The 25,670-nt window shown below is 67.2% G+C and carries 24 protein-coding genes; 10 read left to right on the top strand and 14 right to left on the bottom strand.

Translation table 11 applies throughout. From position 1 onward, the window contains the following. Positions 1-106 precede the first annotated feature (106 nt). Positions 107-760: a Uma2 family endonuclease gene (locus tag ACQEVO_RS34160; protein ID WP_432921244.1), complete on the top strand. Its 654-nt coding sequence runs from the start codon at positions 107-109 to the stop codon at positions 758-760. A 116-nt stretch (positions 761-876) separates the two neighbouring features. Here the strand turns inward: ACQEVO_RS34160 and ACQEVO_RS34155 are convergent, their stop codons facing one another. The 3 genes from ACQEVO_RS34155 to ACQEVO_RS34145 all read right to left on the bottom strand — a co-directional run bounded on the left by ACQEVO_RS34155 (position 877) and on the right by ACQEVO_RS34145 (position 2,267). After that, positions 877-1,269 carry a type II toxin-antitoxin system VapC family toxin gene (locus tag ACQEVO_RS34155; protein WP_432921241.1) on the bottom strand — a complete coding sequence of 131 codons (393 nt, stop codon included), beginning with the start codon at positions 1,267-1,269 and terminating at the stop codon, positions 877-879. Next, complete coding sequence (locus tag ACQEVO_RS34150; protein WP_432921238.1) at positions 1,266-1,535, bottom strand: hypothetical protein; 270 nt, start codon at positions 1,533-1,535, stop codon at positions 1,266-1,268. The genes ACQEVO_RS34155 and ACQEVO_RS34150 overlap by 4 nt, the downstream gene beginning before the upstream one ends. Positions 1,536-1,661: 126 nt before the next feature. Beyond that, positions 1,662-2,267, bottom strand: a complete 606-nt coding sequence (locus tag ACQEVO_RS34145; protein ID WP_432921235.1) for an SACE_7040 family transcriptional regulator — start codon at positions 2,265-2,267, stop codon at positions 1,662-1,664. A gap of 94 nt (positions 2,268-2,361) precedes the next feature. Between ACQEVO_RS34145 and ACQEVO_RS34140 the strand changes: the two genes are divergently transcribed. The 8 genes from ACQEVO_RS34140 to ACQEVO_RS34105 all read left to right on the top strand — a co-directional run bounded on the left by ACQEVO_RS34140 (position 2,362) and on the right by ACQEVO_RS34105 (position 14,357). After that, on the top strand, positions 2,362-3,978 hold the full coding sequence (locus ACQEVO_RS34140; RefSeq protein WP_432921232.1) for a carboxyl transferase domain-containing protein: 1,617 nt from the start codon (positions 2,362-2,364) through the stop codon (positions 3,976-3,978). Between the two features lie 5 nt (positions 3,979-3,983). Next, complete coding sequence (locus tag ACQEVO_RS34135; RefSeq protein ID WP_432921229.1) at positions 3,984-6,275, top strand: biotin carboxylase N-terminal domain-containing protein; 2,292 nt, start codon at positions 3,984-3,986, stop codon at positions 6,273-6,275. Positions 6,276-6,312: 37 nt separating this feature from the next. After that, a complete protein-coding gene (locus ACQEVO_RS34130) occupies positions 6,313-7,473 on the top strand; it encodes an acyl-CoA dehydrogenase family protein (protein WP_432921226.1) in 1,161 nt (386 codons plus the stop codon). Then, on the top strand, positions 7,470-8,000 hold the full coding sequence (locus tag ACQEVO_RS34125; RefSeq protein ID WP_432921223.1) for a MaoC family dehydratase: 531 nt from the start codon (positions 7,470-7,472) through the stop codon (positions 7,998-8,000). Before ACQEVO_RS34130 ends, ACQEVO_RS34125 begins: the two co-directional genes overlap by 4 nt. Positions 8,001-8,076: 76 nt before the next feature. Then, on the top strand, positions 8,077-8,901 hold the full coding sequence (locus ACQEVO_RS34120) for an HpcH/HpaI aldolase/citrate lyase family protein (RefSeq protein WP_432921221.1): 825 nt from the start codon (positions 8,077-8,079) through the stop codon (positions 8,899-8,901). Positions 8,902-9,362: 461 nt separating this feature from the next. Continuing rightward, positions 9,363-11,306 carry an acetoacetate--CoA ligase gene (locus ACQEVO_RS34115; protein WP_432921218.1) on the top strand — a complete coding sequence of 648 codons (1,944 nt, stop codon included), beginning with the start codon at positions 9,363-9,365 and terminating at the stop codon, positions 11,304-11,306. 551 nt (positions 11,307-11,857) lie between these two features. Continuing rightward, positions 11,858-12,898, top strand: coding sequence for an NAD(P)-dependent alcohol dehydrogenase (locus tag ACQEVO_RS34110; protein ID WP_432921215.1), 1,041 nt, complete (start codon positions 11,858-11,860; stop codon positions 12,896-12,898). 154 nt (positions 12,899-13,052) lie between these two features. Further along, positions 13,053-14,357 (top strand): TetR/AcrR family transcriptional regulator, encoded by a 1,305-nt coding sequence (locus tag ACQEVO_RS34105; RefSeq protein ID WP_432921212.1) that lies wholly within the window; start codon positions 13,053-13,055, stop codon positions 14,355-14,357. Between the two features lie 18 nt (positions 14,358-14,375). On the opposite strand, the gene ACQEVO_RS34100 is transcribed toward ACQEVO_RS34105, so the two are convergent. The 11 genes from ACQEVO_RS34100 to ACQEVO_RS34050 are packed head-to-tail and all read right to left on the bottom strand — an operon-like array spanning position 14,376 to position 24,252. Then, positions 14,376-15,182: a hypothetical protein gene (locus tag ACQEVO_RS34100; RefSeq protein WP_432921209.1), complete on the bottom strand. Its 807-nt coding sequence runs from the start codon at positions 15,180-15,182 to the stop codon at positions 14,376-14,378. Between the two features lie 12 nt (positions 15,183-15,194). Further along, positions 15,195-16,376, bottom strand: a complete 1,182-nt coding sequence (locus ACQEVO_RS34095) for an MCE family protein (protein WP_432921206.1) — start codon at positions 16,374-16,376, stop codon at positions 15,195-15,197. Further along, positions 16,373-17,479 (bottom strand): MCE family protein, encoded by a 1,107-nt coding sequence (locus ACQEVO_RS34090; RefSeq protein WP_432921203.1) that lies wholly within the window; start codon positions 17,477-17,479, stop codon positions 16,373-16,375. Before ACQEVO_RS34090 ends, ACQEVO_RS34095 begins: the two co-directional genes overlap by 4 nt. A 14-nt stretch (positions 17,480-17,493) precedes the next feature. Beyond that, positions 17,494-18,594, bottom strand: a complete 1,101-nt coding sequence (locus ACQEVO_RS34085) for an MCE family protein (RefSeq protein ID WP_432921200.1) — start codon at positions 18,592-18,594, stop codon at positions 17,494-17,496. Continuing rightward, positions 18,591-19,601, bottom strand: coding sequence for an MCE family protein (locus ACQEVO_RS34080; protein ID WP_432921197.1), 1,011 nt, complete (start codon positions 19,599-19,601; stop codon positions 18,591-18,593). The genes ACQEVO_RS34085 and ACQEVO_RS34080 overlap by 4 nt, the downstream gene beginning before the upstream one ends. Continuing rightward, the gene (locus ACQEVO_RS34075; protein ID WP_432921194.1) at positions 19,601-20,623 is read right to left on the bottom strand and encodes an MCE family protein; all 1,023 of its coding nucleotides are present in this window, start codon (positions 20,621-20,623) and stop codon (positions 19,601-19,603) included. The genes ACQEVO_RS34080 and ACQEVO_RS34075 overlap by 1 nt, the downstream gene beginning before the upstream one ends. Beyond that, complete coding sequence (locus tag ACQEVO_RS34070; RefSeq protein ID WP_432921191.1) at positions 20,623-22,089, bottom strand: MCE family protein; 1,467 nt, start codon at positions 22,087-22,089, stop codon at positions 20,623-20,625. The genes ACQEVO_RS34075 and ACQEVO_RS34070 overlap by 1 nt, the downstream gene beginning before the upstream one ends. Before the next feature lie 7 nt (positions 22,090-22,096). Beyond that, the gene (locus ACQEVO_RS34065) at positions 22,097-22,960 is read right to left on the bottom strand and encodes an ABC transporter permease (RefSeq protein ID WP_432921188.1); all 864 of its coding nucleotides are present in this window, start codon (positions 22,958-22,960) and stop codon (positions 22,097-22,099) included. A 1-nt stretch (position 22,961) separates the two neighbouring features. Then, positions 22,962-23,819 (bottom strand): MlaE family ABC transporter permease, encoded by an 858-nt coding sequence (locus ACQEVO_RS34060; RefSeq protein ID WP_432921186.1) that lies wholly within the window; start codon positions 23,817-23,819, stop codon positions 22,962-22,964. Next, complete coding sequence (locus ACQEVO_RS34055; RefSeq protein ID WP_432921183.1) at positions 23,813-24,028, bottom strand: hypothetical protein; 216 nt, start codon at positions 24,026-24,028, stop codon at positions 23,813-23,815. Before ACQEVO_RS34055 ends, ACQEVO_RS34060 begins: the two co-directional genes overlap by 7 nt. Continuing rightward, positions 24,028-24,252 (bottom strand): hypothetical protein, encoded by a 225-nt coding sequence (locus ACQEVO_RS34050; RefSeq protein ID WP_432921180.1) that lies wholly within the window; start codon positions 24,250-24,252, stop codon positions 24,028-24,030. Before ACQEVO_RS34050 ends, ACQEVO_RS34055 begins: the two co-directional genes overlap by 1 nt. Positions 24,253-24,527: 275 nt before the next feature. Here ACQEVO_RS34050 and ACQEVO_RS34045 point away from each other — a divergent pair, with 275 nt between their 5' ends. Next, positions 24,528-25,460 (top strand): oxygenase MpaB family protein, encoded by a 933-nt coding sequence (locus tag ACQEVO_RS34045; RefSeq protein ID WP_432921177.1) that lies wholly within the window; start codon positions 24,528-24,530, stop codon positions 25,458-25,460. The last annotated feature ends 210 nt before the right edge of the window (positions 25,461-25,670 follow it).

Below are 25,670 nucleotides of genomic sequence, written 5' to 3'. Positions count from 1 at the left end.
AATCCTCGTGCCGGGCGCGGCCGAACAAGACAGTGCGACGGTCCTGGCGGCCGACCCGGGGAGCGACCCGCCGGTGGGGCGTGTTGCGGTGGCTTACCATGGCGATATGTCCCTGCCGGAGACCGACCGCCCCGACCTTCCCGAGTTCATGACCTGGGAGGAACTGGAGCAGCTACCCGAGGAGATCGCGGAGCAAATCGAGCTTTGGGGCGGCCGGGTGGTGTGGCTACGGCGCGGTCCGGGCGAGCATCAGATGTTCACGGCACGTATGCGGAACGAAATCGAACGTTGTGCGCGTAAGCGCATGTCGGAAGACCCTGACACCTGTTGGACCGTGAACTTCGAAACCAACGTTTTCCTCGGTAGCAGCGGGAAGTCCGATTTCTTGACACCGGATTTTCTGGTGTATCGCTGTCTCGAATCACCGTTCGAAGATGTCCGGGCCGCCGCCACCCTGCTCGTCGGCGAAGTATTATCGCCGTCGAACAAACAGTCGGATATGGAAGCGAAGAAGGGTCGCTACGCGGCCGCGGGTATCCCCTGGTACTGGGAGGTCACCCTGGCGTCCGGACGCAGCGCGATATCCGCCGTCCGCGCCTACGCTCTGCAGACCGGGTACGCGTCCCTGCCCGACGATGTCCATCCGCTGCGTCCGACCAATTACCTCTTGGTCGACGAGTGGACACCCGCCGATGAGAACGGCATACATATCGACCATCCGTTCCCGATCGACATCCCCTGGACCGAGCTCGAATACTGACTTGGATGCGCCGGCAAATCCCATCACCTTTCTTGCCCGCACCGCTGTGGCGTTGTGCTCGATACGAGCGTCACGATCCGGCGCCGAACCGGCTACGGATACACCACTGTCAACTGTCAGCCGAGTGCGCCGACGACTTCCACGCCGTGCATTCGGGCGGCCTTCTGCATTCCGTCGTCCAAGGTCATCAGTGGGTACGAGAGGCGCTGAGCCAGCGCGATATACCAGGCATCGGCGTAGGTGGAGTTATCTATCAGCGCCATAGCGCCGGCCGAATCGGCCGGCTCCCTGATCCGCTCCACGGGGTGGGTGCTGAAGGCGGCGATCAAAGCGCGGGCCTGGTCGAATTCGAGTGCCCCGCGGCGCGCGAGCCGGATGAGCGCCGATCCGACCTCGAAATCCACATGCGGTGGAGCAACACACCCGGCTATGCGTATCCGCTCGGCATAGCCCGCCGGTAGAGCCCCACGCAGCAGATCGACCCAGACCGTGGCATCGACAACGATCACCCTTCGCCCCGGTCGTAACCGTCGCGCACTTCACGCACCACCTCGGCTCCGGAGACCGTTGTCGGGCCGGTGATCCCCAACCGCTGCTGCGTTTGCTTCAATTCCTCGTCCCAAGCGGAAATGGCCCGCCGCTGGAGTTCCCGCCGCACATCGGCCGCCATCAGATCGCGCAGATAGGCCGATACCGACTTGTGCTCGGCGCTGGCCTTCTCCCCGATTACCGCGGCCACTTCATCCGGCACATCTCGCACTTGAATCGTCGCCATCGTCCACCCTCCACCGCATGGGTTACATGCACTAGTTCATGCATAGGCTAGCATGCGCAGCAGTCCGGCAGTAGACGCACTGACCGATATAGGCTCTCTGCCTGCGACGACGCCGAGCCACCGGCATCACACTGCCGGGCGGCCGGTCAGTGCGTTCAATGCCATCGACCGGAGCACCGTGCGGGTGCGGCCGCGGGCCGGGCCGGCGCTGTGGGGGGTGGAGTTGAGCAGGCCGAATACCGCGTGGGCTTGGACGCGGGCGGTGTCTTCGTCCAGCTCCGGGATGAGGTCGCAGAGCACTCGTACCCAAACCTCCACGTAGCGGCGCTGGGTGCGGCGGATCTCGCGGCGGGCTGCGGGTGGGACGTTGTCGAGGTCGCGGTCCTGGATGCTGATGAGTTCGGGTTCGCCGAGGGCGAAGTCCAGGTGGAAATCGACCAGGCCTTCCAGCGCGTCGGCCGGGCCGGGTGCGCCGGTGGCGACGGCGGTGCCGCCGTCGAGCAGTCGGCGGCTGATGCCGACCAGCAACTCGACCAGTAGGGCCTCTTTGTTGGGGAAGTGCCGGTAGACCGCGGGGCCGCTGATGCCGACCGCCGCGCCCAGATCGTCGAGGCGCATGCCGAGGTAGCCGCGTTCGGCGATGAGGCGGGCGCCGGCGGCGAGCAACTGATCGCGGCGCTGTTGTTTCAACTGTTCGCGGCGCGTCGGGGTGGCAGAATCAGCGCTGGTCACCCACGCTCCTTTCGCTCGCCCTGGACAACTCGGTTAGTCAAGATTAACCTCAATTCCAGTTATCAGCGACTAACTCGGACGGCAGGATCATGTGATGCCCCGCACCGCGAGCCCCACCCCGGCCCGGCCGGCCACCGATAACCGGGCCGCAAATCTGGCCTTGGTCGACGAGCTGCGCCGCCGCCTCGCCGAAACCGCCCGGGGCGGCCCGGAGAAGGCCCGGCAGCGCCATATCGACCGCGGCAAACTGCTGCCGCGCGACCGGGTGGATCAACTGCTCGACCCCGGCAGCCCGTTCCTGGAGCTCTCCCCGTTGGCCGCCAATGGGATGTACGGCGACGAATCCCCCGGCGCGGGGATCATCACCGGTATCGGGCGGGTAGCGGGGCGCGAATGCGTGATCGTCGCCAACGACGCCACGGTCAAGGGCGGGACCTACTACCCGATCACGGTGAAGAAGCATCTGCGCGCCCAGGAGGTGGCGTTGCACAACAACCTGCCGTGTGTGTACCTGGTCGACTCGGGTGGCGCCTACCTGCCGGAACAGGACGAGGTCTTCCCGGACCGGGAGCATTTCGGCCGGATCTTCTACAACCAGGCCACCATGAGCGCGCGGGAGATCCCGCAGATCGCGGCGGTGATGGGCTCGTGCACCGCGGGTGGTGCGTATGTGCCGGCGATGAGCGACGAGGCGGTGATCGTGCGGGATCAGGGCACGATCTTCCTCGGCGGGCCGCCGCTGGTGAAGGCCGCGACTGGCGAAGTGGTGACGGCCGAGGAGCTCGGCGGCGGCGCATTGCATTCGCGCACGTCCGGGGTCACGGATCATCTGGCCGACGACGACCGGGACGCGCTGCGGATCGTCCGCCGGATCGTCGGCACGCTCGGGCCGCGCCCGGAACCGGCCTGGGACGTGCGTGCAGCCCGCGAACCCGCCGTCCCCGCCGATGATCTCTACGATGTCGTGCCGGTGGATCTGCGCACTCCCTACGACGTCCGGGAGGTCATCTACCGCCTGGTGGATGCGGGAGCGGACGGCGAGTCGGGATTCCACGAGTTCAAAGCGGAATACGGCACCACCCTGGTCACCGGATTCGCGCATATCCACGGACATCCCGTGGGCATCGTCGCGAACAACGGTGTGCTGTTCGGCGAATCCGCCATGAAGGGCGCGCATTTCATCGAACTGTGCGATAAACGCAAGATTCCGCTGCTGTTCCTGCAGAACATCACCGGGTTCATGGTGGGTCGCGATTACGAGGCGTCCGGGATCGCCAAGCACGGCGCGAAGATGGTCACCGCCGTCGCCTGCGCGCGGGTGCCGAAACTGACCGTGGTGATCGGCGGATCGTATGGGGCGGGTAACTATTCGATGTGCGGCCGGGCGTATTCGCCGCGGTTCCTGTGGATGTGGCCGAATGCCCGGATCTCGGTGATGGGCGGCGAGCAGGCGGCGTCGGTGCTGGCCACCGTGCGCGGCGATCAGCTCGACGGTAACGGTCAACCCTGGAGCGAGGCCGATCAGGAGGCCTTCAAGGAACCGATCCGCCGCCAGTACGAAGCCCAGGGCAACCCCTACTATTCGACCGCCCGGCTCTGGGACGACGGGGTCATCGATCCCGCCGATACCCGGACCGTGCTCGGACTGGCTCTCTCGGTGTGCGCGCAGGCGCCGCTGGAACCGGTCTCCTACGGCGTCTTCAGGATGTGATCACCGTGCTGAACTCGAATCATCCGCTGCCGTTCGACACCGTGCTGGTGGCCAATCGCGGTGAGATCGCGGTGCGCGTCATCCGCACCCTGCGCACCATGGGTCTGCGTTCGGTGGCGGTGTACAGCGACGCCGACGCGCACGCCGCGCACGTCCGGGCCGCGGATACCGCGGTGCGGCTGGGCCCGGCGGCGGCGCGCGAGAGTTATCTGAACATCGACCGCATCGTGGACGCGGCCCGGCGCACCGGCGCGGGCGCGGTCCACCCCGGGTACGGATTCCTTTCCGAGAACGCGGCTTTCGCCGCCGCGCTCGAAGCCGAGGGCATCATCTTCCTCGGCCCGCCGGCCAAGGCCATCGAGATCATGGGTGACAAGATCACCGCCAAGACCACGGTGGCGGCCTCGGGTGTGCCGGTGGTGCCGGGTATCGCGGAACCGGGGCTCACCGATGCCGATCTCGTGGCCGCGGCCGCCGATATCGGCTACCCGGTGCTGGTCAAACCGTCCGCGGGCGGTGGCGGTAAGGGGATGCGGCGGGTCGACGATCCGGCCGACCTGCCCGCCGCCCTGGTCAGCGCCCGCCGCGAGGCCGCGTCCGCGTTCGGGGACGACACCCTGTTCCTGGAACGGTTCGTCACCCGCCCGCGGCACATCGAGGTGCAGATCCTGGCCGATACCCACGGCACCGTCCTCCATCTGGGCGAACGGGAATGCAGCCTGCAGCGCCGGCATCAGAAGGTGATCGAGGAAGCGCCTTCGCCGCTGCTGGACGCCGCGACCCGCGCCCGCATCGGCGCCGCGGCCTGCGCCACCGCGCGCAGCGTGGACTATGTGGGCGCGGGCACGGTGGAGTTCATCGTCTCCGCCGACCGGCCGGACGAATTCTTCTTCATGGAGATGAACACCCGGCTGCAGGTGGAACATCCGGTCACCGAGATGGTCACCGGGTTCGACCTGGTGGAATGCCAGTTGCGTATTGCCGCGGGACAGCGATTCCGGGTGACGCAGGACGATATTCGCCTGCACGGTCACTCCGTGGAGGCACGGGTCTACGCCGAGGACCCGGCCCGCGATTTCCTGCCGACCGGCGGCACCGTCGTGGACCTCACGGAACCGGGCGGGCCCGGCGTGCGGGTGGATTCCGGGCTCGCGGTGGGCACGGTGGTCGGCAGCGATTACGACCCCATGCTCGCGAAGGTCATCGCGCACGGCCCCGACCGTGCGGCCGCACTGGCCGCGCTGGACCGGGCTCTCGCCGAAACCGCGGTGCTCGGGGTGCGCACGAATATCGACTTCCTGCGCTTTCTGCTGGCCGATCCGGATGTCGCGGCGGGGCGCTTGGATACCGCTCTGCTGGACCGGCGCGCCGGTGATTTCGCGCCGGAACCGGTGGCCGACGATGTGTTCGCGGCAGCTGCCGTCTACCGATGGTTGCGGCGCTGGCCCGCGGGTCCGGCGGATCCGTGGGCCTATCCGACCGGATGGCGGGTGGGCTCGCCCGCACCGACCCGGATCCGGCTCACCGGCGGCGAGCGCACGGTGCACGTCTACCTCACCGGCACACCGGAATCGGCGGATATGCGCGTGGAGGACACCGAACCGGTCGCTGTCACAGCCGAATTGGGGGGTGTGGGCTCCGGTTCCGGCTCCGGTGATCCGGTCCGGACGGTGACCCTGACCCTCGACGGCCTGCGCCGCGACTATCGGGTCGCCGAATCCGGTGATCAGATCTGGGTCGCCGGCCCGGGCGGGGTCGCGGTGGTGCGGGAACTCGACGAGGAATCCACCCGCGCCGGCGACGCCGCCGTACACGACGCCGAAATCCGCAGCCCGATGCCCGGGACGGTGCTCGCCGTCGCCACGACCTCCGGCGCCACGGTGGCGGCGGGCGAACCGGTGCTGGTGGTGGAAGCCATGAAGATGGAACATTCGCTCCCCGCGCCACTCGCCGGAACAGTCGAAATCCTGGTGTCCCCCGGCGACTCGGTGCGGCTCGACGAGGTACTCGCCCGAGTCCACCCTGCATCCACAGCCCCCGCGACGGACAGCCCCGCCGACCCAGCCACACCCGACCCTGCGGTTGCCGATCCCGCGGCCTCCGACCCCGCGGCGTCCGATCACTCGGCAACCGGCCCGACGGCAACCGGCCCGACGGCCTCGGCGGCCGAGCCTGCAACCACCGATACAGCAGCCGATCACTCGGCAGTCACGCCGACAGCGCCCAGCGCTACGGCAGCCGAGCGTGCGGCGACCGGCACGGCGGCACCCGAAACCAGCCCGGAACCGGCGCCCTGACGGCGCAGCGAATCCACTACTCCGAGAAGAGGCACAGGTGAGCGATTTCCTCTCCACCGGCACCCTGCCCGAGCACTATCGCGATCTCGCGCTGACCGTACGGGATTTCGCGAATCAGGTCGTCGCGCCCGTGGCGGCGAAACACGATGCCGAGCACAGTTTCCCGTACGAGGTCGTCGCCGGGATGGCGAAGATGGGATTGTTCGGGCTGCCGTTCCCCGAGGAATACGGCGGGATGGGCGGCGACTATTTCGCGCTCTGCCTGGCTCTGGAGGAACTCGGCAAGATCGATCAGAGCGTCGCGATCACCCTCGAGGCCGGGGTATCGCTCGGCGCCATGCCGATCTACCGGTTCGGTGACGAGAAGCAGAAGCAGGAATGGCTGCCTCGGCTCGCCAGTGGTGAGAACCTGGGCGCGTTCGGGCTCACCGAACCCGGCGCGGGCAGCGACGCGGGCGGCACCCGAACCACCGCCGTCGAGGACGGCGACAGCTGGATCATCAACGGCAACAAGCAGTTCATCACCAACTCCGGCACCGATATCACCGCGCTGGTGACGGTGACCGCGGTGACGGGGCAGACCGGCGGGAAGAAGGAGATCTCCACGATTCTGGTGCCGGCCGATACCCCCGGCTTCACCGCCGAACCCGCGTACAACAAGGTCGGCTGGAACGCCTCCGATACCCACCCGCTCACCTTCACCGATGTCCGGGTGCCCAAGGAGAATCTGCTCGGCGAACGCGGCCGCGGCTACGCCAACTTCCTGCGCATCCTCGACGAGGGCCGGATCGCCATCGCCGCGCTGTCGGTGGGTGCCGCGCAGGGATGCGTGGACGAATGCGTGCGTTACGCCGGGGAACGCGAGGCGTTCGGCCGGACCATCGGGTCGAATCAGGCCATCGCATTCAAGATCGCCCGGATGGAGGCCCGCGCGCATACCGCCCGCACCGCCTACTACGACGCCGCCGCCCTGATGCTCGCCGGTAAGCCGTTCAAGAAACAGGCGTCGATCGCCAAACTCGTGGCCAGCGAGGCCGCGATGGACAACGCCCGCGATGCCACCCAGATCTTCGGCGGATACGGGTTCATGAACGAATATCCGGTGGCCCGCCACTACCGGGACAGCAAGATCCTGGAAATCGGCGAGGGCACCACGGAAGTACAACTGATGCTGATCGGACGGGAGCTCGGCCTGTGAGTGGCGACAATAAGATCACCAAGGATGTCGAACACGACACCACCGGCCTGCGCAGGGTCGTACAGTCCGGTTTGTGGTTCGAGGAATTGGAAACCGGTGTGCTCTACGAGCACCGGCCCGGCCGCACCATGACCGAAACCGACAATGTGCTGTTCAGCACCTTGACCATGAACAACCAGGGCCTGCACATCGACAAGGCCTACAGCGACGCCCAGGAACCGTTCCACGAGCGGCTGGTGAATTCGCTGTTCACCCTGGGCACGATGGTCGGGCTCGCGGTCGCGCACCTCACCCAGGGCACCACGGTCGCCAACCTCGGTTTCGAAGACGTGAAATTCCCGGCGCCGCTGTTCCACGGCGACACCATCTACGTCGAAACCGTGGTCCTGAACAAACGCGAATCGAAGAGCCGGCCCGGCCAGGGAGTGGTCACGTTCCGGCATGTCGCCCGCAATCAGCACGGCACGATCGTCGGTATCGCCACCCGGCACGCCATGATCCGGAAGCGCCCGGCGGAGCAGGTATGAGATCCGCGCCGGCCCGCACCGCGCACGACGAGCAGACCCACCCGAGTAACGCTCGGGTACCCAGGAGGTACCACCAGTGACTGTTCCGGATACCGGCTGGCAGCCCGCCGGACCGGCCTGGCTGTTCTGCCCGGCCGACCGGCCCGAGCGCTACCGCAAGGCCGCCGACACCGCCGACGTGGTGATCCTCGACCTCGAGGACGGAGTCGCCCCGGCCGACAAACCCGCCGCACGCAAGGCGCTCACCGAAACCCCGCTCGATCCCGCCACCACCGTGGTGCGGGTCAACCCGGTGGGCACCCCCGACCACGAACTCGATCTGCAGGCGCTGCGCGACACCGATTACAAGCTGGTCATGCTGCCGAAAACCGAATCCGCCGAACAGGTCACCGGCCTGCGCGACTACGCGGTATTCGCCCTGATCGAATCGCCCGCGGGCGCGCTGGCGATCGAGCGGATCGCCGCCGCACCCAACACGCTCGGCGTGATGTGCGGGGTGGAGGACCTGGTCGCCGCCATGGGCGGCACCGGGACCCGGCGCCCCGACGGAAGCTACCGGGATGTGGCGCTGCATCTGCGCAACACCGGTCTGCTCGCCGCCAAGGCACACCGGCGGCTCGCCCTGGACATGGTGTACCTGAACATCCGCGACCTGGACGGGTTGCGCGCCGAAGCCGAGGACGCGGTGGCGGTGGGCTTCGAGATCAAGGTCGCCATCCATCCGAGCCAGATCCCGGTGATCCGCGCGGCCTACGCACCCTCGCAGGAGGAGGTCACCTGGGCACGGGGCGTCCTCGCCGCCGCCCCGAACCACCGCGGTGTGTTCACCTATGAGGGACGCATGGTGGACGCCCCCCTGCTCCGCCACGCCGAACAGATCCTCCGGCGAGCCGGCGAGTAGGTTTCCCGACATCTCAACTGAATACAAACTTTGCTCCCCACGCCGGAGTCGAACGTGCCCAGCGGCGGAGCCGAGTCTTACAAGGCCCTCGGAGGTTCACAAAACCCCGAAACCCGACGCAAACACGGCAGCGCCAAGCCTTACAAGGCCCACGGAGGTCCACACAACCCCGAAACCCGACGCAACCACGGCGGCGCCAAGCCTTACAAGGCCCACGGAAGTTCACATAACCCCGGAACCGGACGCGACCACGGCGGTGCCGAGTCTTGCGAGGCCCTTGGAGGTTTTGGCCCGTCCCTGCTGTCAGTGCTCGATGCGATGCGGCGCAGCCGCGAGTGTCGAGTGCTGACAGCAGGGACCAAGGGGGGCCAAAACCCGTGCCGCCGGAGGCGGCACCAAAAACACAGGGGCCAAAACCCGCGCCGCCGCAGGCGGCGCCATAGATACAGGAGGTTGGCGCGGTGGAACCGCAGTGGGTGCCGAGCGCACGGGATATCGCCGATGCCCGGGTCACGGATTTCGCTCGTTTCGTCGAGTCGCGGACCGGTGCCGTGCTGCCGGACTATCAGGCGTTGTGGCAGTGGTCGGTCGGCAACCTCGCCGAATTCTGGGCGGCCCTGTGGGAGTACTTCGAGCTCGGCCCCGCCCCGGACACGGTGTTGGCGGGCACCGATATGCCGGGTGCGCAATGGTTTCCGGGTACCACACTGAACTATGTGGACCGGGTGGTCGCGCAGGCACGCACCGACCGCCCGGCGATACTGCAGGTCACCGAGGATTCCGCGGAGGTCACCGAAACCTCCTGGGCCGAACTCCTGGCCGGTGTGTCGGCCTTCGCCCGAACGCTGCGCGAGCTGGGCGTCCGCCCCGGTGACCGGGTGATCGGTTATCTGCCGAACATCACCGAAACTGTGATCGCCTTCCTGGGCACCGCGGCGGTCGGCGCGGTGTGGAGCGCGTGCGGTCAGGACTATTCGGCCAAGGCCGCCCTGGACCGGCTGGGTCAGCTCGAACCCACCGTGCTCGTCACCGCCGACGGCTATCGCTACGGCGGTAAAGCGCACGACAAGAGCGCCGATATCGCCGCGCTGCGCGACGGGCTCGATACCCTGCGCGCCACGATCGTGGTGTCACGGCTGGGGGTCGATATCCCCGACAGCACACCGTGGTCGGTGGCGGCGGATCCGGCCGGGCACACCTTGCCCGAAACCGAAACGGTCGATTTCTCCCACCCGCTGTGGATCGTTTTCTCCTCCGGTACCACCGGCCTGCCCAAAGGGATCGTGCACGGCCACGGCGGCGTCGTACTGGAGCATCTCAAAGCTGTTGCCCTGCAATCGAATATCGGACACGACGATACGTTCCTGTGGTACACCAGCCCGAGCTGGATGATGTGGAACTTCCAGATCGCCGGCCTGCTCACCGGGGCGACCGTCGTCTGCTACGACGGCAGCCCCGCCCATCCGCGGCCGGATACGCTGTGGGAGATCGCCGCCCGCACCCGCACCACCGTGCTCGGAACCAGCCCCGGCTATGTCCTCGGCTGTATCAAGGCGGGTTCGGTGCCGGCGACCGAGCACGATCTGTCCGCCCTGCGGCTCATCGGCATCACCGGATCCTCGCTGCCGCCGGCCTCCTCGCTGTGGCTGCACGAGAACGCCGGCGGTGTCCCGGTCGCTTCGATCAGCGGCGGCACCGATGTGGTCTCGGCGTTCGCCGGTGGCGTGCGCACGGTGCCGGTGTGGCCGGGGGAACTGTCGGCGCCGTACCTGGGGGTCGCGCTGGATGCCTACGACGAATCCGGGCGGCCGGTGCGCGACGAGGTCGGCGAACTGGTGATCACGGCGCCCATGCCATCCATGCCGATCCATTTCTGGCGCGACCCCGACGGCACCCGCTACCGCGATGCCTACTTCGACACCTACCCCGGCGTCTGGCGGCACGGCGACTGGATCACCCGGACCGGCCACGGCAGCGTGGTGGTCCACGGCCGTTCCGATTCCACCCTCAACCGGCACGGCATCCGAATGGGCAGCGCCGATATCTATCAGGCGGTGGAACGGCTGCCGGAGATCGCCGAGGCCCTGGTCATCGGGGCGGAACAGCCCGACGGCGGCTACTGGATGCCCCTGTTCGTCGTCCTGGCGCCCGGCGCGGAACTCACCGATGAGCTGCGCGACCGGATCAAGGCGGTCATCCGCACCGAGTGCTCGCCGCGGCACGTTCCCGACGAGATCCTCGCCGCACCCGCCGTCCCGCACACCCGCACCGGCAAGAAGCTGGAGGTCCCGATCAAACGCCTGTTCCAGGGCGCCGACCCGGCGCGCGTGGTGGAACGCAGCGCAGTCGACGATCCCGCCCTCCTCGACTGGTTCACCGGTATCCGCCCGCCCGGCGAACGCTGACATCCACTCCCTCGGTCGGCGCCGCGGGCGCAACCGGTACGGCACCGACCACCCTCGCCCGGCTCCGGCGTCGTAGTCGGGCCGCTCCACCGGCACCGGCCCTACCCGTGCCCACACTTACCCCGCGTCCGCCTGCGCCCACGTGCTCTGAGCTGGGCACCCGGCCGCTGTACGAGGGCCGGATGTGGCGTTCGATCCGTGTACTCGGATCGGCGACGAAACAGTTCGGCGGTCCTGGCGGGCGCAGGTCTGCGGGAAGCGGGCGACCTCGCGGCGAGTTGCTCGGGGGCCGCGCGTTTTCCTCGCTCTGTCCCGGTAGGTGCGGCTCGAACACGACGCCGGAGCCGGGCGTGGTGCGGGCGCGTCCACGGTCTGCGCGCCGGCCGGGACGTGCGTTCGCGTGCGCATCCGGCGGCTGCGCCCCCTGTGCGCGCTACGCAAAATGCGCCGGTAGCCGCCGTGTGCGAACTACCCTGAACCCAGCCGTTCCATCAGCAAGGCCCGCTCCACCCGTACGCATCGTCGCTCGGCTCAGGGAGAGGACAGGCGCTATGAAGGCTCTGCAATACGTGACCCCCGGGTCGGAACCGGAAGTCCGCGAAATCCCCAGGCCCGAACCCGGCCCCGGTGAGGTACTCCTCGAGGTGACCGCGGCCGGCGTGTGTCACTCCGACGATTTCGTCATGAACAACCCGCCGGAAATGTTCGGCATCGAACTGCCGCTGACTCTCGGGCACGAGGGCGCCGGCCGGGTCGTCGCCCTCGGCGCGGGTGTCCGGGGCATCGATATCGGCACGAATGTCGTGGTCTACGGCCCGTGGGGCTGCGGTAACTGCTGGTTCTGCGCGCAAGGCTTGGAGAACTACTGTTCCCGTGCCGCCGAGCTGGGGATCTTCCCGCCCGGTCTCGGCGCCCCGGGTGCCATCGCCGAATACCTGATCGTCGATTCGCCGCGCCATCTGGTGCCGATCGGCGACCTCGATCCGGTGGCCACCGTGCCGCTCACCGACGCCGGCCTCACCCCGTATCACGCCATCAAACGCTCACTGGACAAGCTGCGCGCGGGCTCGTCGACCGTGGTGATCGGCAGCGGCGGCCTCGGCCATGTGGCGATCCAGTTGCTGCGGCATATGTCGTCCACCCGGGTCATCGCCTTGGACGTCAACGACGAGAAACTCGACTTCGCGCGCTCGGTGGGCGCGCACGAGGCGGTGCTCTCCGACGAGAAGGCCGCCGAGAACGTCCGCAAGATCACCGGCCCGGCGGGGGCGAGCCTCGTCCTCGATTTCGTGGGCTTCCAGCCGACGATCGATACCGCCATGGCGGCGGCCGGAGTGGACTCCGATGTCACCATCGTGGGTATCGGTGACGGCAAATCGGCCGCCCGGATCGGCTTCGGCATGAGCCCCTACGAGGCGACCGCCACCTCCCCGTACTGGGGAGCCCGTGCCGAACTCATCGAACTCATCGACCTGGCGCATGCCGGGGTCCTCGATATCGCCGTCGAACGCTTCTCCCTGGACGACGCCCCCGAGGCCTACCGCCGGCTCGCCGCCGGCACCCTGCGTGGCCGGGCGGTCATCGTGCCGTAGTCACCGCCACAGCCACTACCGAGTACGCACCCGGTACCACCCGGCGCGCACTCGGCCACCGGCGGCGCGCCCCGGCATTCCGGACCAGGACGGAAGACGTCTCCGACCGGGGTGCGGGGCGTTGCCGCCGGTCGACCGACGATAGGATTACGGGATGAGCGTCGACAACAGCCGGGCCCGGCCGTCCACGCATCCGGTGCGCGTGCGCGGTCGTGACGACCTGGCCGGAGACGGCGCCGGCGCCCGCAAAGCCGACGGTGATCTGTCCGCGCGTCCGGTCCGGCGGCGGCCGAAGAACCGGCGGGCGCAGATCGCGGCGGCGGCGGCCAATGCGTTCGGGTCGCTCGGCTACCACGGCGTGAGCATGGAGGATATCGCCGGCGGGCTGGGGATCAGTTCGGCGGCGCTGTATCGGCACTACCCGAGCAAGTACGCGCTGTTCCAGGAGGAATCGCTGCGGGTCGGGCAGGCGATGGCCGAATCGGTGCGGTTACCGGCCGAAGCGCAGAGCTGGAACCCGCAGCAGCGGTTACGGGAGATCCTGGAATCACTGAGCGCGGTCACCGTCGCCAATCGGGCCAGTGTCACGCTGGTGCGTTGGGAGGGCCGCTACCTCGAGCCCGCCGACCGCGAGATCCGGGCCGAACAGCAGACGGCGGTGCTGGACGCGCTGGAGGAGCAGCTCGCCGCGTACTCCCCGGACCTCGGCAACGGTGACCGCAAGGTCCTCGCGATCTCCGTGCTGTCCACGATCACCAGCATCGCCGACCATCATGCCGCGCTGCCGACGAAAGCACTTGTGGCACTGCTGGTTTCAACATGCTTCGCGCTCGCCGACACCACCCTCCCGGCGCCGGTGGACATCCCGCCCGCCCCGCCGGTGGAGATACCGGAATCGTTCAAACACGAACTGTTGCTACGCAAGGGTGTGGAACTGTTCCATGCCCGCGGCTACCCCAACGTGAGCGTGGAGGATATCGCGACCGCGGCCGGGCTCTCCGCGGCCTCCGCGGTGTACCGCTTCTACCGCGGTAAGAGCGATCTGCTCACCGCCGCGTTCCGCCGCGCCGCCGAACGGGTGTCCAGTGCCATCGGCCCGGCCGTGGCCTCGGCCGCCGGCCCGCGGGAGGCCCTGGATTCGCTGGTCGAACAGTATGTGGCGGGGTCGTTCGCCGAACGGGAACTGACCTTCGTGTACTACACCGAGTTCCAGCATGTGCCCGCCGAGGAACGCGCCGCGCTACGCAATGTGCAGCGGCTGAGCGTGGACGAATGGGCCCGGCTGGTGCGCCAGGTCCGGCCCGACCTGTCCGCACCGCAGGCCCGCTTCCTCGTGCACGCGGCCTTCGCGCTGGTCGTCGATCTCGGACGTTCCTTCGGCACCGTCGCGATCGCTTCGCAGCAGCGGGTGACCCTGCTCATGCAGACCGTTCTGTACGGCCGCCCCACCGAGAGCTGAGCGCGGCGGCCGTACCGTTCACGGCAGGGGCGTGGCCAGCGGCGAGGTCATCCGATCGACCAGCCAGTGCCCGTCGGTCTTCTGCATCCGCATCACCATCGCCAGCTGACCGGGCGCGGGCTGCCCCTGGGTTCCCAGGCTGGTGACGGTCTGCCCGATCACCACCACGACCTCCGCCGAAGCGGTGTCGGCCGATTTCACCGCGCACTGGATATCGCCGGCGGTCGACACCACCTGGCCGGCCACCAGCGCTTCCCGCAGTTCGGTGGTGGTGGTCTCGAATTCCTTCTTCCAGTCACCGGTCGCGCCCGCCAGCACGGCCGAAAAGTAGGGGTCGAGGTTCTTCGCGTCGTAGTTGGCGAGCACCGGCGCATACCGGCATGCGGCCTGCCGCACCTCGTCGTGCGCGGCGAGAATTTCGGCCTTGTCCCGTTCCTGTACGAACAGGTAGCCCGCGGCGCCGACCGCCCCGACCAGCAGCAGCACCGACACCGCAAGTGCAGCGATCAATGCGCGCGGGCCCACGCGGCGTGGACCGGTAGCGTCGCGCATACCGCGACCAGCGAAAACCTTCTTGATCGAGACGGTTCTGCCGCTGTCCGCCACCGCATCGGTGGCGGCGTCCGGTACAGAGCCTGTCGTTGCCGCCACCGCGCTGCCGGTCGGCGCTTCTTCCGGCTCCGATACCGCCGGCGCTCCGCTGCCCGCGACTGCGGCTTCCCCGGCCGCGGCGCCTGCCGACTTCGCATCGCCGGAGACTGTTTCGCCGATCCCGGATTTCGCGTCGTCCGCGCCGGAGTCGGGTTCGGCTGGCTTTTCGGTCATTCTCGTCTTCTCCTAACGACCCGGAATCGGGCGGGACATTTCATCACCGCTGATACCCGGCGGCGGACCGGCGGTGTTGTCGGGCACGTTCGGCCGGGGCGCATTCGCCGAACCACGTACCTGCAACGCCGGGTCGTTCGTGACGCAGTAGTTGTACAAACGAACCCGGGTATCGGCCACCGGTTCGGTCGGCACGACCGGAATGGTGTTGTATTCGCAGGTGGGGCGCGGCCAGATATCCACGAGCGTATGGAACATCCCGTCGTGTACCGGAACATTCAACGCCGAGGTACCGGCTCGCAGCGCCGGGAAAAGCGCCGCGATCGCCGGTTGGCGCAGTTTCGCCGCGCGGGTGATCGCCACGAAATTGGTGACCAGATTGGTGATCGGGTCCTGGGTTTCGGAGATGAACCCGCCCAGTGTGGCCAGCTGCCCGGGCGCCAGGTCCAGGAGTTGGCGCACCTCTTCGTCGGCGGCGGTCAGCTGCTGGAACAGCGCGGTCGCCGAACCCGTCAGGGTGCCGAGATCGGGTTGCGCGTACTGCGTGGTCTCGGCGATCACGGTGAGGTTCTCGATGAGCTGCCGGGTCTGCGGGAGCAGATCTTCGAGCCCGGCCATGGCCCGGCTGATGCCGGAGATCATATTGCGCAGCCGGTCCGGCCCGCCGGCCAGTGCCTTGTCCAGTTCGTCGACGATCACCGTGAGGCGTTCCGGGTTGAGGCCGCTGATCATGGCGCTCATATTCGACAGCAGCGAATGCACCGTCACCGGGATCCGGGTGCGTTCGGCCTCGACCCGATCGCCGTCGCGCAGGTACGGCCCGGTATCGGAGTCCGGCCGGAAATCCAGGTACTGCTCACCGACCGCGGACAACCGCCCGACCACCACGGTGCCACCGACCGGTACCTTCGTCCCCGCGTCGATTTCGGCGATCGCCTCGATCCCGGTATCGGATACCCGGACCTCGGCGACCCGGCCCACCCGGGTTCCGCGGAAGTTCACATCGTTCTCGGCGAGCAGCCCGCCGGACCCGGTGAGTTCCACCGTCACCCGGTAGGTGCTGTTCGGTAGCAGATTGATCCGCAGCACCTCCGCACCGAGATAGCCGCAGCCGGCGACCAGCACCACCACGAGACCGATATTCGCGACCCCGATCCGGTGTCGCACCAGCCAGTTCCACAACGGGATGTTCATCGCGGACCCTCCTGCGGTACCGGCTGCGGCGGACTGGTCAACCGGCCCTGGATCTTCTGCAAAACCTGCGCGAGGCTGCCGATGAACGCGGGCACATCCGTCCCGTCCGGCAGCCGGCTTTTACTCGGGTCGGTCAGCGCACCGATACTCAGGTAGGAGATCCGCGCCGCGACCGATAGCGCCGGCCCTTCGAACGACTGTTCCAGCGAGGGGTACAGGGCGTGCAAACCCTCGAGGGTCTGCCGCAGATTGTCGCCCATCGCCGTGAAACCGCCCATGAGCCGGCGGATACTGTCGAACAGGCTGATGAATTGCGGGCTGGTGGTATCGGTGAAATCGCCGAGTGCGGCCGTGGTCACCGAGATCTTCTGGATCAGGCCGGTGATATCGCGATTGTTCTCGGCCACCAGTGCGAGCAGATCGGGAAAGGTATCCGCCGCCTGACCCAATTCCTGTTTGCGGGCGGCGAGTTCCCCGGTGAGCGTGTTGACCCCTTGCAGCACACTGTCGATATCGGCGGTCCGGGCGTTCAATGCGCTGAGCACCTGGGTCATCTCGGTGATCAGATGCGCCAATTGCGGTGCGCGCCCGGCGAACATGGAGTCCATTTCCGCGGTGATCCGCGCCGCCTGGTTCAATCCGCCACCGTTGAGCAACAGCGAGACCGAGACCATGAGCTCCTCCACCGAGGCCCCCGCGCCCGTGTGATCGGTATCGATCACGTCCCCCTCGCCGAGCAGTACCGCGTTCGGGTCCTCCCGGGGGAGGGTCATGGCGATGAAGATGTCGCCGAGCGGAGTGGCCTGCCGTAATTCGGCGGTGGTGCCGCGCGGCAGCTGGATGTCCGCGCGGATCAGCATCCGGACATCGGCGATGAAATCGGTGGTGGATATATCGGTGACCACCCCGATATCGGTGCCGCCGATCTTCACGTGGGCACGTTCGGGGAGGTTGAGCGCATCCTCGAAACGGGCCTGCACGGTGTATCCGGGTCCGCCGATACCGGGCTCGGGCATCGGCACATCGTGCACCGTCACCGCGCCACACCCCGGCACCGCGAGCACCGCGGCCGACAGCACGATCGCCAGGAATCTCCGATACATCCGGCTCCCGTTCCTCATTGCGTCATCCCCAGCAGTGCCGCGGTGATCCCGAAATCCGGTCCGAAATCCTGGACCCGGCCCGTGCGGCAGCCGTCGGCGCGCAGCTGGATCCGTTCGCAGAAGGTGGACAGAATCTCGTTGTCCAGCAGCGATTTGTCCAGCAGCGCGTGCACCCGGAAGGCCTGGTGTTCGTGGCTGACGCCGTTGGCGAGATTCTCGAAGAACAACGGCCCGATATCCACCAATTCGGTGAGACCGCGGGCATTCGCACGCATTTGCGCCGTAATGGTGACGAACCGCTCGAGCGCCCCGGCGAGCTGGTCCCGGTTCTCCCCCACCAGCGTCGAAGTGTTGGTGACGAAATCGTTCAACTGCACGAGCACCGCGTGCAGGCCGGGCGATTGTTCCCCCATCAGCTGCACCAGTTCGGTGAGCCGGGCACTGAAATCGCGGACCGTCTGATCGTTCTGCGCGACCACCTGGGTGATCTCGTTCAGTTTGATGATCGTATTGGCGATCTGGTCCTTGTTGGCGAAGCTCACCTCGAAGGCGGCCGAAAGGTCGTCGAGAGTTTCGCGTAGCCGGTCGCCGTTGCCTTCCAGCAGCGGGAACAGCACCCGGCTGGCGAGCGGCCCGACCTCGTTGTCCCCTTTGAGCGCGGCACCGAGCTGGTCGAAATTCTCCAGGATGCGGTCCAGCTCGACCGGTACGCGGGTGCGTTCCAGCGGGATATGCGCACCGTCGGCCAGTTTCGGACCGTCGCCGGTGTAGGCGGGGGCGAGTTCGACATGCCGGTTGGTGATCAGCTGCGGGGAGATCAGCGCGGCCATCGCGTCGGCCGGTACCGCCACGTCCTTGTCGAGGGCCATGGTGACCTCGACATACGTGCCGCGCGGGGTCACGGTTTCCACCCGCCCCACCGGCACACCGAGTACGGCGACCTCGTTACCGGCATACAAACCGGCGACGTTCTCGAAGTCCGCGCTGATCCGGATATGTTCGCCCAGATACTGTTCCGGTAATGCGGCGATACTGTCCGGCAGTACCGAACACCCCGCCGCGCACAGCCCGGCTATTCCGGCCGCGAGTACGCGGGCGATCCTGCGCAGATTCATTTACCACACCCCTGAGCGACCTGCGCGAAGCACAGCCAGTTGTCCGGTAGCAACCACGGCGCCCACACATCGGCGTAGGGCCCGTTGCCGATCACATTGTTGAACTGCCGCAGTGCCACCGGCATGATCTCGTAGAGCCGATCCAGGTTGTCCTTGTTCTTCTCCAAACCCTGGGTCATGGTGTCGAGGTTCTGGATCAGCGGGCCGAGCTGGCCGTTGTTCTCCAGGCCCATATCCCGCAGCAGCCCCGAAAGGGCGGCCACATTGTCCAGGAGCCGGCGCAGCAGGTCCTGGCGCATGGCCACCGCGGTACCGATCGCCTCGCCGCGGGTGAGCAGCATGAGCACACTGTTCTGGTTGTCGGCGACCAGCTGCGATACCTGGTCCATACTCTTGAGCAGGCTGTCGACCTCGTCGCGGCGGGCGTTGATCACCTCGGCCAGCGAACCGATCGAATCCAGTGCGGTCACCGCCAGTTCCGGCGAATCACCCATCTGCCGGGAGAAGACGTCCAGCGCCTGACGCAGTTTGCCCGGGTCGATCCGCTCGATCCGCTCGAAAGAGGACTTGTATTCCGGGTCCTGGATCACCTTGGCCAGGTTGTACGGTACGGCGGTATTGGCCAGCGCGATCCGGTTGTCCGGCGATTCGTCGCCGGCACCCGGGATCAGTTCGATATGTAACCGGCCGAGAATGGTCGACATCTTGATCGCGGCGCGTGCGTCGGTGGCCACCCGGATATCCCGGCTGATCTTCATCACCACCTCGACCTTGTCGCCGGCCAGCCGCACCGCGCGCACCTCACCGACCTCGATCCCAGATACGTCGACCGTGGCCCCCGGGCGCATCCCGGCGGCCTGGGCGAATTCCGCGGTGACGGTTTTATCGCCCAGCCGCAACTGCGACAGCAGGCTGGACCCGATGACCAGCGCCGCCACCGCGGCCGCGGCCAGCAGCCCCTGCCACAGGAAACGGTTCTGCGCGAAGGGCAGTCGTAGTTTCGCCATCAGCGGCACACCTCCGAATGCGAATCGCCGCCGATCTGCGTGAACAGCCCGGGCGGGAGCAGCACCCCCCACAGCGAGACGTCCAGGCTGCAGATGAACGCGTTGCCGTAGGCGCCGTACCCGGTGAACCGGGCCAGCCCGTTGAGGACGTTCGGCAGTTCGATCGCCGCCTGGTCGAGTGCCGCGCCGTTGAGCAGCAGCAGTTCCACCGCGGTGGTCGCCTCGTCCTGGGCGAGCACGATCTCCGGTTTCACCGTGCTGATCAGGCCGGTCAGCGAATCGGTGGCGTGGGCGACCGTATCCACCGAACTCTTCAGGGTTTCGCCCTCCGCGTACAGCGCGTCCATCAGGCCTCTGGTCTGGGTGATCAGGGTTTCCAGCTCCTGGCTGCGGTTGGCCAGCCCGGCGATCACGCTGCTCAGGTTGGTGATCACCGCGCCCAGGATCTCGTCGCGCCGCCCGAACGTGGCGGCCAGTTCGGCGGCCTGGGTGATAAGGGCGCTCAGCGACACCCCGTCGCCCTGCAGCGCCTGGATCAAGGTGTCCGACAGCGAGTTCACCTGGTCCGGCTGCAGCACGTTGAACAGCGGCTCGAACCCGGACAGCAGTGCCGACACATCGAAGGACGGTTCGGTGCGCTCCACCGGGATATGCGACCCCGGCGCGACCTCCGTACCTTTCTGCTCGCCCGGTAGCAGGGCGATGTACCGCTGTCCGATCAGATTCTGGTACCGCACCAGCGCCTTGGTGGTATCGGTGAGCCGCTGGCGCTCCTCGATCCGCAGCACCAGCCGGGCCTTGTAGTCCGGTTCGAATTCGATCGCGTCGACCCGGCCCACCCGCACCCCGGCCATGCGCACATCGTCACCGACCCGCACCCCCATCACATCGGTGAAGGTGGCCGAATAGGTTTCGGTTTCGCCCGGCACCGACCGCTGCAACGTGGACCAGATGGTGTAGGTCAGCACGATCGCGATCACCGCGAAAATACTGAAACCGGTGATTGTCCGCGCTAAGCGCATCAGGCGGCCCCCTCGGAATAGACGTCGACCGTGCCGCCCGCCAGCACCGGTGTGAGCAGGAGCAGTTCGGCCGTCGTGGGTTTACGGCCGAGCAGCGCGGCCACGGCGGCGTGCCCGCGCAACTGGGCGATCGGTGTGCCGGCCGGCGCCGCCGCCGGCGCCACCCCACCCGGCGATGCCGGTGGTGCGGCGGGCGCCGGAGCGGGCCCGGCACCCGGGAACAGCGGCACGGTGATACCCGGGATGGCGGGCAGGCCGGGCAGCGCCGGCAACCCCGGAATCTGCGGGAGGACCGGATTCTGCACCGGAGCGGGCGGAACGGGCAGTTGCGGTTTCGGACCCGCCGCGTCGAGCCAGCCGGGTAGCAGCGAGGGCGGATACTGCTGCGGCGGGGCGGTCTGCGGGACGGAAGCGCCGCCGCAGCGGGGTCCGGCCATTTCGCCGTAGCGCGGACAATCCTTCGCGGTGTACTGCTGGAACGGGGTGAACGATACGTCCAGACTCCAGAACATCTGCCGCTGCGGCCCCCAGCCGAACGCCCCGGAGAGCTTCCCGAGCGCGGCGTTGAGATTGGCGACAGCGGTCGGGATCGCCTCCGGATCCTGCGCCAGCGACCCGAACAGGCCGTCCAGGCCGGGTACCAGTTCCTTGGCGGCATCCGGGTTCCGGGCGAACAGGCTGTTCACCGAATCCACCGCACCACTGGCGTTGGCCAGCATGGTGATCAGGTTCTCCCGGCGTTCGGTGAGCGTGCGGGCCGTGGTCACCGATTCCGACAGCACGCCCACCAGCTCGGGCGCCGACTGGCTCAGGGCCGTGGTCGCGCGGCCCAGATCGCCCAGCAGATCACCCACACCCTCGATATGCCGGACCTCGGTGACCCAGGTGTCCAGCCGTTCGATCGTCGATCCCGGCGCCCGCGCGCCCGGATCGAGCGCTTCGGAGAACGTGGCGAGGACCCGGCCGAGTTTCTCCGGCTGGATCTTTTCCAGGACATCACGCAGGACGGTGAGCGTGGTCTGCAACTGGACCGTGCCGGCGCTGGTGTCCTCGGCGATTTCCGCGCCCGCGGAGAGACGGCCGGGCGTGAGACCGTTGTCCACCAATTCGATACCGGTGACACCGAACAGGTTGTTCGGTACCACCCGCGCGGTGACATTGTCCGGAATCGTGGGCGCGATCCGGGAATCCAGGTCGATCTGCACCTCCTGCTGTTTCCCGGCGGCCACCACCTCCACCGCGGCCACCGCGCCCACGACCATGCCCCGGAATTTCACATCCGCTCGTTCGGGTAGTCCGTCGCCGGTGCTGGTGAGCACCGCCCGCACCGGGACCCGGTCCTCGAACCGCCCGGTGTAGCGCAGGCCGAGCAGGCCCAGCAGCACCGCGAGGACGGTGAGCATCACCAGGCCGGAGACCGTCATATGCCATGGGCGCGGCCCCCGGCCGCTGTGATCGATGATCATCGACGCCTCACCCCGAAATCCGGAAACCGGGGTCGATACCCCAGATCGCCAGTGTCAAGAACAGATTCGCGAACACCATGACGACGATCACCATCTTGATCGCCTGCCCGGCCGCCACCCCGACCCCTTCCGGTCCGCCCGCGGCGAAAAAGCCGTAATAGCACTGGATGAACGTGGCCAGCAGTACGAACACCACCACTTTGAGGAGCGAGAAGAACAGGTCCGGCCCGATGAGGAATTGGTAGAAGTAGTGGTCATAGGTGCCCGCGGATGTGCCACCGAGAAGCAGCACCGAAAGCTTGGTCGCCAGATACGCCACCGCCAATCCCACGCTGTAGAGCGGGATGATGGTGAGGGTGGCCGCGATCATCCGGGTGGTCACCAGATACGGCAGCGGCCGGATGGCGATCGATTCCAGCGCGTCGATCTCCTCGGCGATCCGCATGGACCCCAGCTGCGCGGTGAATCGGCAGCCAGCCTGGATCGCGAACGCGAGGGTCGCCAGAATCGGCGCTAACTCCCGGGTGGTCGCGAACCCGGAAATCGCCCCGGTGAGCGGACCCATGGTCAGCAGGTTCAGTGCGCTGAACGCCTCCATACCCACGGTGATCCCGCCGAATCCGCACAGGATGATCACCACGCCGACGGTGCCGCCACCCACCACCAGCGAACCGTTACCCCACCCGACATCGGCGGTGAGCCGCAGCACTTCCTTGCGATAGTGCTTCATCACGAACGGTATCGCGATCAGCGCCTGCACGAAGGTGATGCCCTGGTGGCCGAGCCGGCGGTTGGCATCGATCGGCGCCGCGGCCGCGGAGGCGACCAGCCGCACCGGTTTCAGCGCCGGCGGCGTATAGGGAGTGCCCACGTCAGATCACCTTCGTCGGGAAGACGGTGTTGTACACCTGGGTGATGATGATGTTGGTGGCGAACAACATCAGCGCCGAGGAAACGACCGCCGAGTTCACCGCGTTGGCCACCCCGCCCGGGCCGCCCTTGGCGTGCAGGCCGATATCGCAGGCGATGATCGCCGTCAGGACCCCGAACACCGCCGATTTGACCAGCGCCACCGCCATATCGTTGGCCACCGCGAACGAGGCGAACGAACCGATGAACGAGCCCGGCGTACCCGATTGGGCGTAGACATTGAACATGTAGGCGGTCGCGAAACCGACGAATACGATGAACCCGCACAGCAGCATGCTCACCACCACGGCCGCTACCAGCCGTGGCGCCACGAGTCTCCGGACGGGGTTCACCCCCATCACCATCATCGCGTCGATCTCCTCCCGGATGGTCCGGGAGCCCAGATCCGCGCAGATGGCCGAACCGACCGCACCCGCGATCATCAGCGAGGTCACCAGCGGCGCGCCCTGCCGGATGATGCCGAGACCGGCGACCGCGCCGATGAACGTGGTCGCGCCGACCTGGTTGACCAGCGCACCGATCTGGATCGACACCACCACCGCGATCGGCATGGCGACGAAAATGGTCGGCGCGGCCGATACATTCGCCATGAACCCGCACTGTTTGGCGAACTCGGCGAACGGGAAGCGGCGCGCGGCGATGGATTTCACGGTTTCCACCACCGCCTCGCGACCGAGAGTGACCTGGCGGCCGAGGGTTTCCAGGGAGCGCTGCGGGTGCCGCTGCCAGAGCCCTTTCAGATCGTCGAGGGCCTGTTCGAGGTCGGTACGGGACTGCTCGCCCTTGCCCGCGATCACCACGGCAGGTCCGATCCGGTCGTCGCGCGGTCACCGCTGAGGTAGTGCTGCAACAGCACCAGCCCCGCGCCCACCGCCGCGAGACCCGCGGCGAGTATGCACAGCAGGGCCAGCCACAACCCGAAGCGCAGCACCGGATTCACTTTCGTCCGCCCACCGAGGATCTTGACGACGATCACCACGATGTCGATGAGCCATACCAGCGCCATCATCAGGTCATCGTCACGTTCGAGAAGGTGAGCACCGGCCAGCACACGATCGAACCCAGGAACGAGATGATCACGTCCAGCCCGTGCATACCCCGCAGATGCGAGGTATGGGTGAGCGACCAGACGATTCCGATGACCCCGTAGGGAATCCCGAGGATGATGAGAGTGCCGAGGAACTCCGACACCTTCATCTCATAGCTGAACAGTCGATCCAGCCGTTTGAGCATGCTGCGCTCCTTCCTTGTCCGGCCGCTACGTGCCCTCCCCACCGGGGAACGTCTGAGACGGTCGGGTCGGTGCGGTATGTTACGCACGATTCACGGCATTGCGGAAGCTTTTCACGAAGATCCCTGGTGGTCGACCGGCACTAGAAACCTGTTCTAGGTGCATTTCCCAACAAGATCAAGTTTGCATAAGTTAGCGGCTGTTCCTTGATGTCGGATGACTGTTGGAAGAATCTGGAGTAACTTAGACCACACCGGATCTCTGGGGAAGGACACTCATGACCGTCGCAGCACACTCTCGGCAACCAGGCGGCCCGTACGGCGTACCGCCGGGAAACCGGTTGCCGCTGACCACCGAGCAGACCCGGATCCGGATCAGCACCACGCACCGCCCGTTCACCAAACGCCCCCTGCAACTCACCGACGCCCTCGACTTCTGGCAGTTCGCCGGCGCCGCCGCGAATGTGATCATGCAGATGGCGAACCCCGGTGTCGGTTACGGCGTCGCGGAGAGCAAGGTCGAATCGGGCTCGCTGATGAAGCACCCGTGGAAACGTGCCCGGACCACCACCCAGTACCTGGCCGTCGCCATCCTCGGCTCCGAGGAGGAGAAGAAGGCGTTCCGCGAGGCGGTGAACGTGGCCCATCGCCAGGTGCGCTCGGAACCCGGCGCACCCGTGAAGTACAACGCCTTCGACCGCAAGCTACAACTCTGGGTCGCGGCCTGCCTCTACATCGGCTTCGAGGACACCTACCAGCTGCTCTCCGGCAAGATGAGCCCCGAACAGAACGAGGCCTTCTACCGCTCCTCGTCCTCCCTGGGCACCACGCTGCAGGTCACCGAGGAGATGTGGCCGACCACCCGCGCCGAATTCGACGAGTACTGGAACAAGGCCTGCGGAGATGCCGTCCTCGACGACTTCGTCCGCGCCTACCTCGACGATCTGCTGAACCTGCGGATGATCCACTGGTACCTGCGCATCCCGTTCCGTGGTCTGCTGCGCTTCCTAACCATCGGCTTCCTCGCCCCCTACTTCCGCGAACAGATGCAGGTCGAATGGACCGCCGCCGACCAGCGCCGCTTCGAAAACCTCTTCCTCTTCGTAGGTTTCGTCAACCGCTTCATTCCCCGCTTCCTCCGCCACGGCGGCAGTCACACCCTCATGGCCGATATCCGCCGCCGCATCAAGAAACAGAAGAACCTCATCTGACCCGCCCGGAACGGAGTCCGCGCGCTCGGCAGGCGGAGCTACCGCAGCGATCCCGGGATTCACTGTGTGTTGCCGCGGAGTGCGCCCGGAGTCGACCACGAGTTTCGCCGTCGAGGTGGACCGCCGCGGCGCCGGCAATCGATACCGTGACACGCCGGGCCCCATCTCCGGACTCGGCGGCTCGCCCGGCGGTTTCGCTCGAACGGGTGC

The sequence above is a fragment of the Nocardia sp. CA-290969 genome (assembly GCF_050936135.1).
Taxonomy (GTDB): Bacteria; Actinomycetota; Actinomycetes; order Mycobacteriales; family Mycobacteriaceae; genus Nocardia.
The sequence above is the reverse complement of the archived record's forward strand: the minus strand, read 5'-3'. Positions and strand labels throughout refer to the sequence as shown.

Bases quoted from the DNA above. Each gene is read 5' to 3' on its own strand.
- ACQEVO_RS34160 (WP_432921244.1), top strand. From the start codon at position 107: ATGTCCCTGCCGGAGACCGACCGCCCCGACCTTCCCGAGTTCATGACC.
- ACQEVO_RS34150 (WP_432921238.1), bottom strand. From the start codon at position 1,535: ATGGCGACGATTCAAGTGCGAGATGTGCCGGATGAAGTGGCCGCGGTA.
- ACQEVO_RS34140 (WP_432921232.1), top strand. From the start codon at position 2,362: ATGCCCCGCACCGCGAGCCCCACCCCGGCCCGGCCGGCCACCGATAAC.
- ACQEVO_RS34110 (WP_432921215.1), top strand. From the start codon at position 11,858: ATGAAGGCTCTGCAATACGTGACCCCCGGGTCGGAACCGGAAGTCCGC.
- ACQEVO_RS34105 (WP_432921212.1), top strand. From the start codon at position 13,053: ATGAGCGTCGACAACAGCCGGGCCCGGCCGTCCACGCATCCGGTGCGC.
- ACQEVO_RS34100 (WP_432921209.1), bottom strand. From the start codon at position 15,182: ATGACCGAAAAGCCAGCCGAACCCGACTCCGGCGCGGACGACGCGAAA.
- ACQEVO_RS34095 (WP_432921206.1), bottom strand. From the start codon at position 16,376: ATGAACATCCCGTTGTGGAACTGGCTGGTGCGACACCGGATCGGGGTC.
- ACQEVO_RS34090 (WP_432921203.1), bottom strand. From the start codon at position 17,479: ATGTATCGGAGATTCCTGGCGATCGTGCTGTCGGCCGCGGTGCTCGCG.
- ACQEVO_RS34085 (WP_432921200.1), bottom strand. From the start codon at position 18,594: ATGAATCTGCGCAGGATCGCCCGCGTACTCGCGGCCGGAATAGCCGGG.
- ACQEVO_RS34080 (WP_432921197.1), bottom strand. From the start codon at position 19,601: ATGGCGAAACTACGACTGCCCTTCGCGCAGAACCGTTTCCTGTGGCAG.
- ACQEVO_RS34075 (WP_432921194.1), bottom strand. From the start codon at position 20,623: ATGCGCTTAGCGCGGACAATCACCGGTTTCAGTATTTTCGCGGTGATC.
- ACQEVO_RS34070 (WP_432921191.1), bottom strand. From the start codon at position 22,089: ATGATCATCGATCACAGCGGCCGGGGGCCGCGCCCATGGCATATGACG.
- ACQEVO_RS34055 (WP_432921183.1), bottom strand. From the start codon at position 24,028: ATGATGGCGCTGGTATGGCTCATCGACATCGTGGTGATCGTCGTCAAG.
- ACQEVO_RS34050 (WP_432921180.1), bottom strand. From the start codon at position 24,252: ATGCTCAAACGGCTGGATCGACTGTTCAGCTATGAGATGAAGGTGTCG.
- ACQEVO_RS34045 (WP_432921177.1), top strand. From the start codon at position 24,528: ATGACCGTCGCAGCACACTCTCGGCAACCAGGCGGCCCGTACGGCGTA.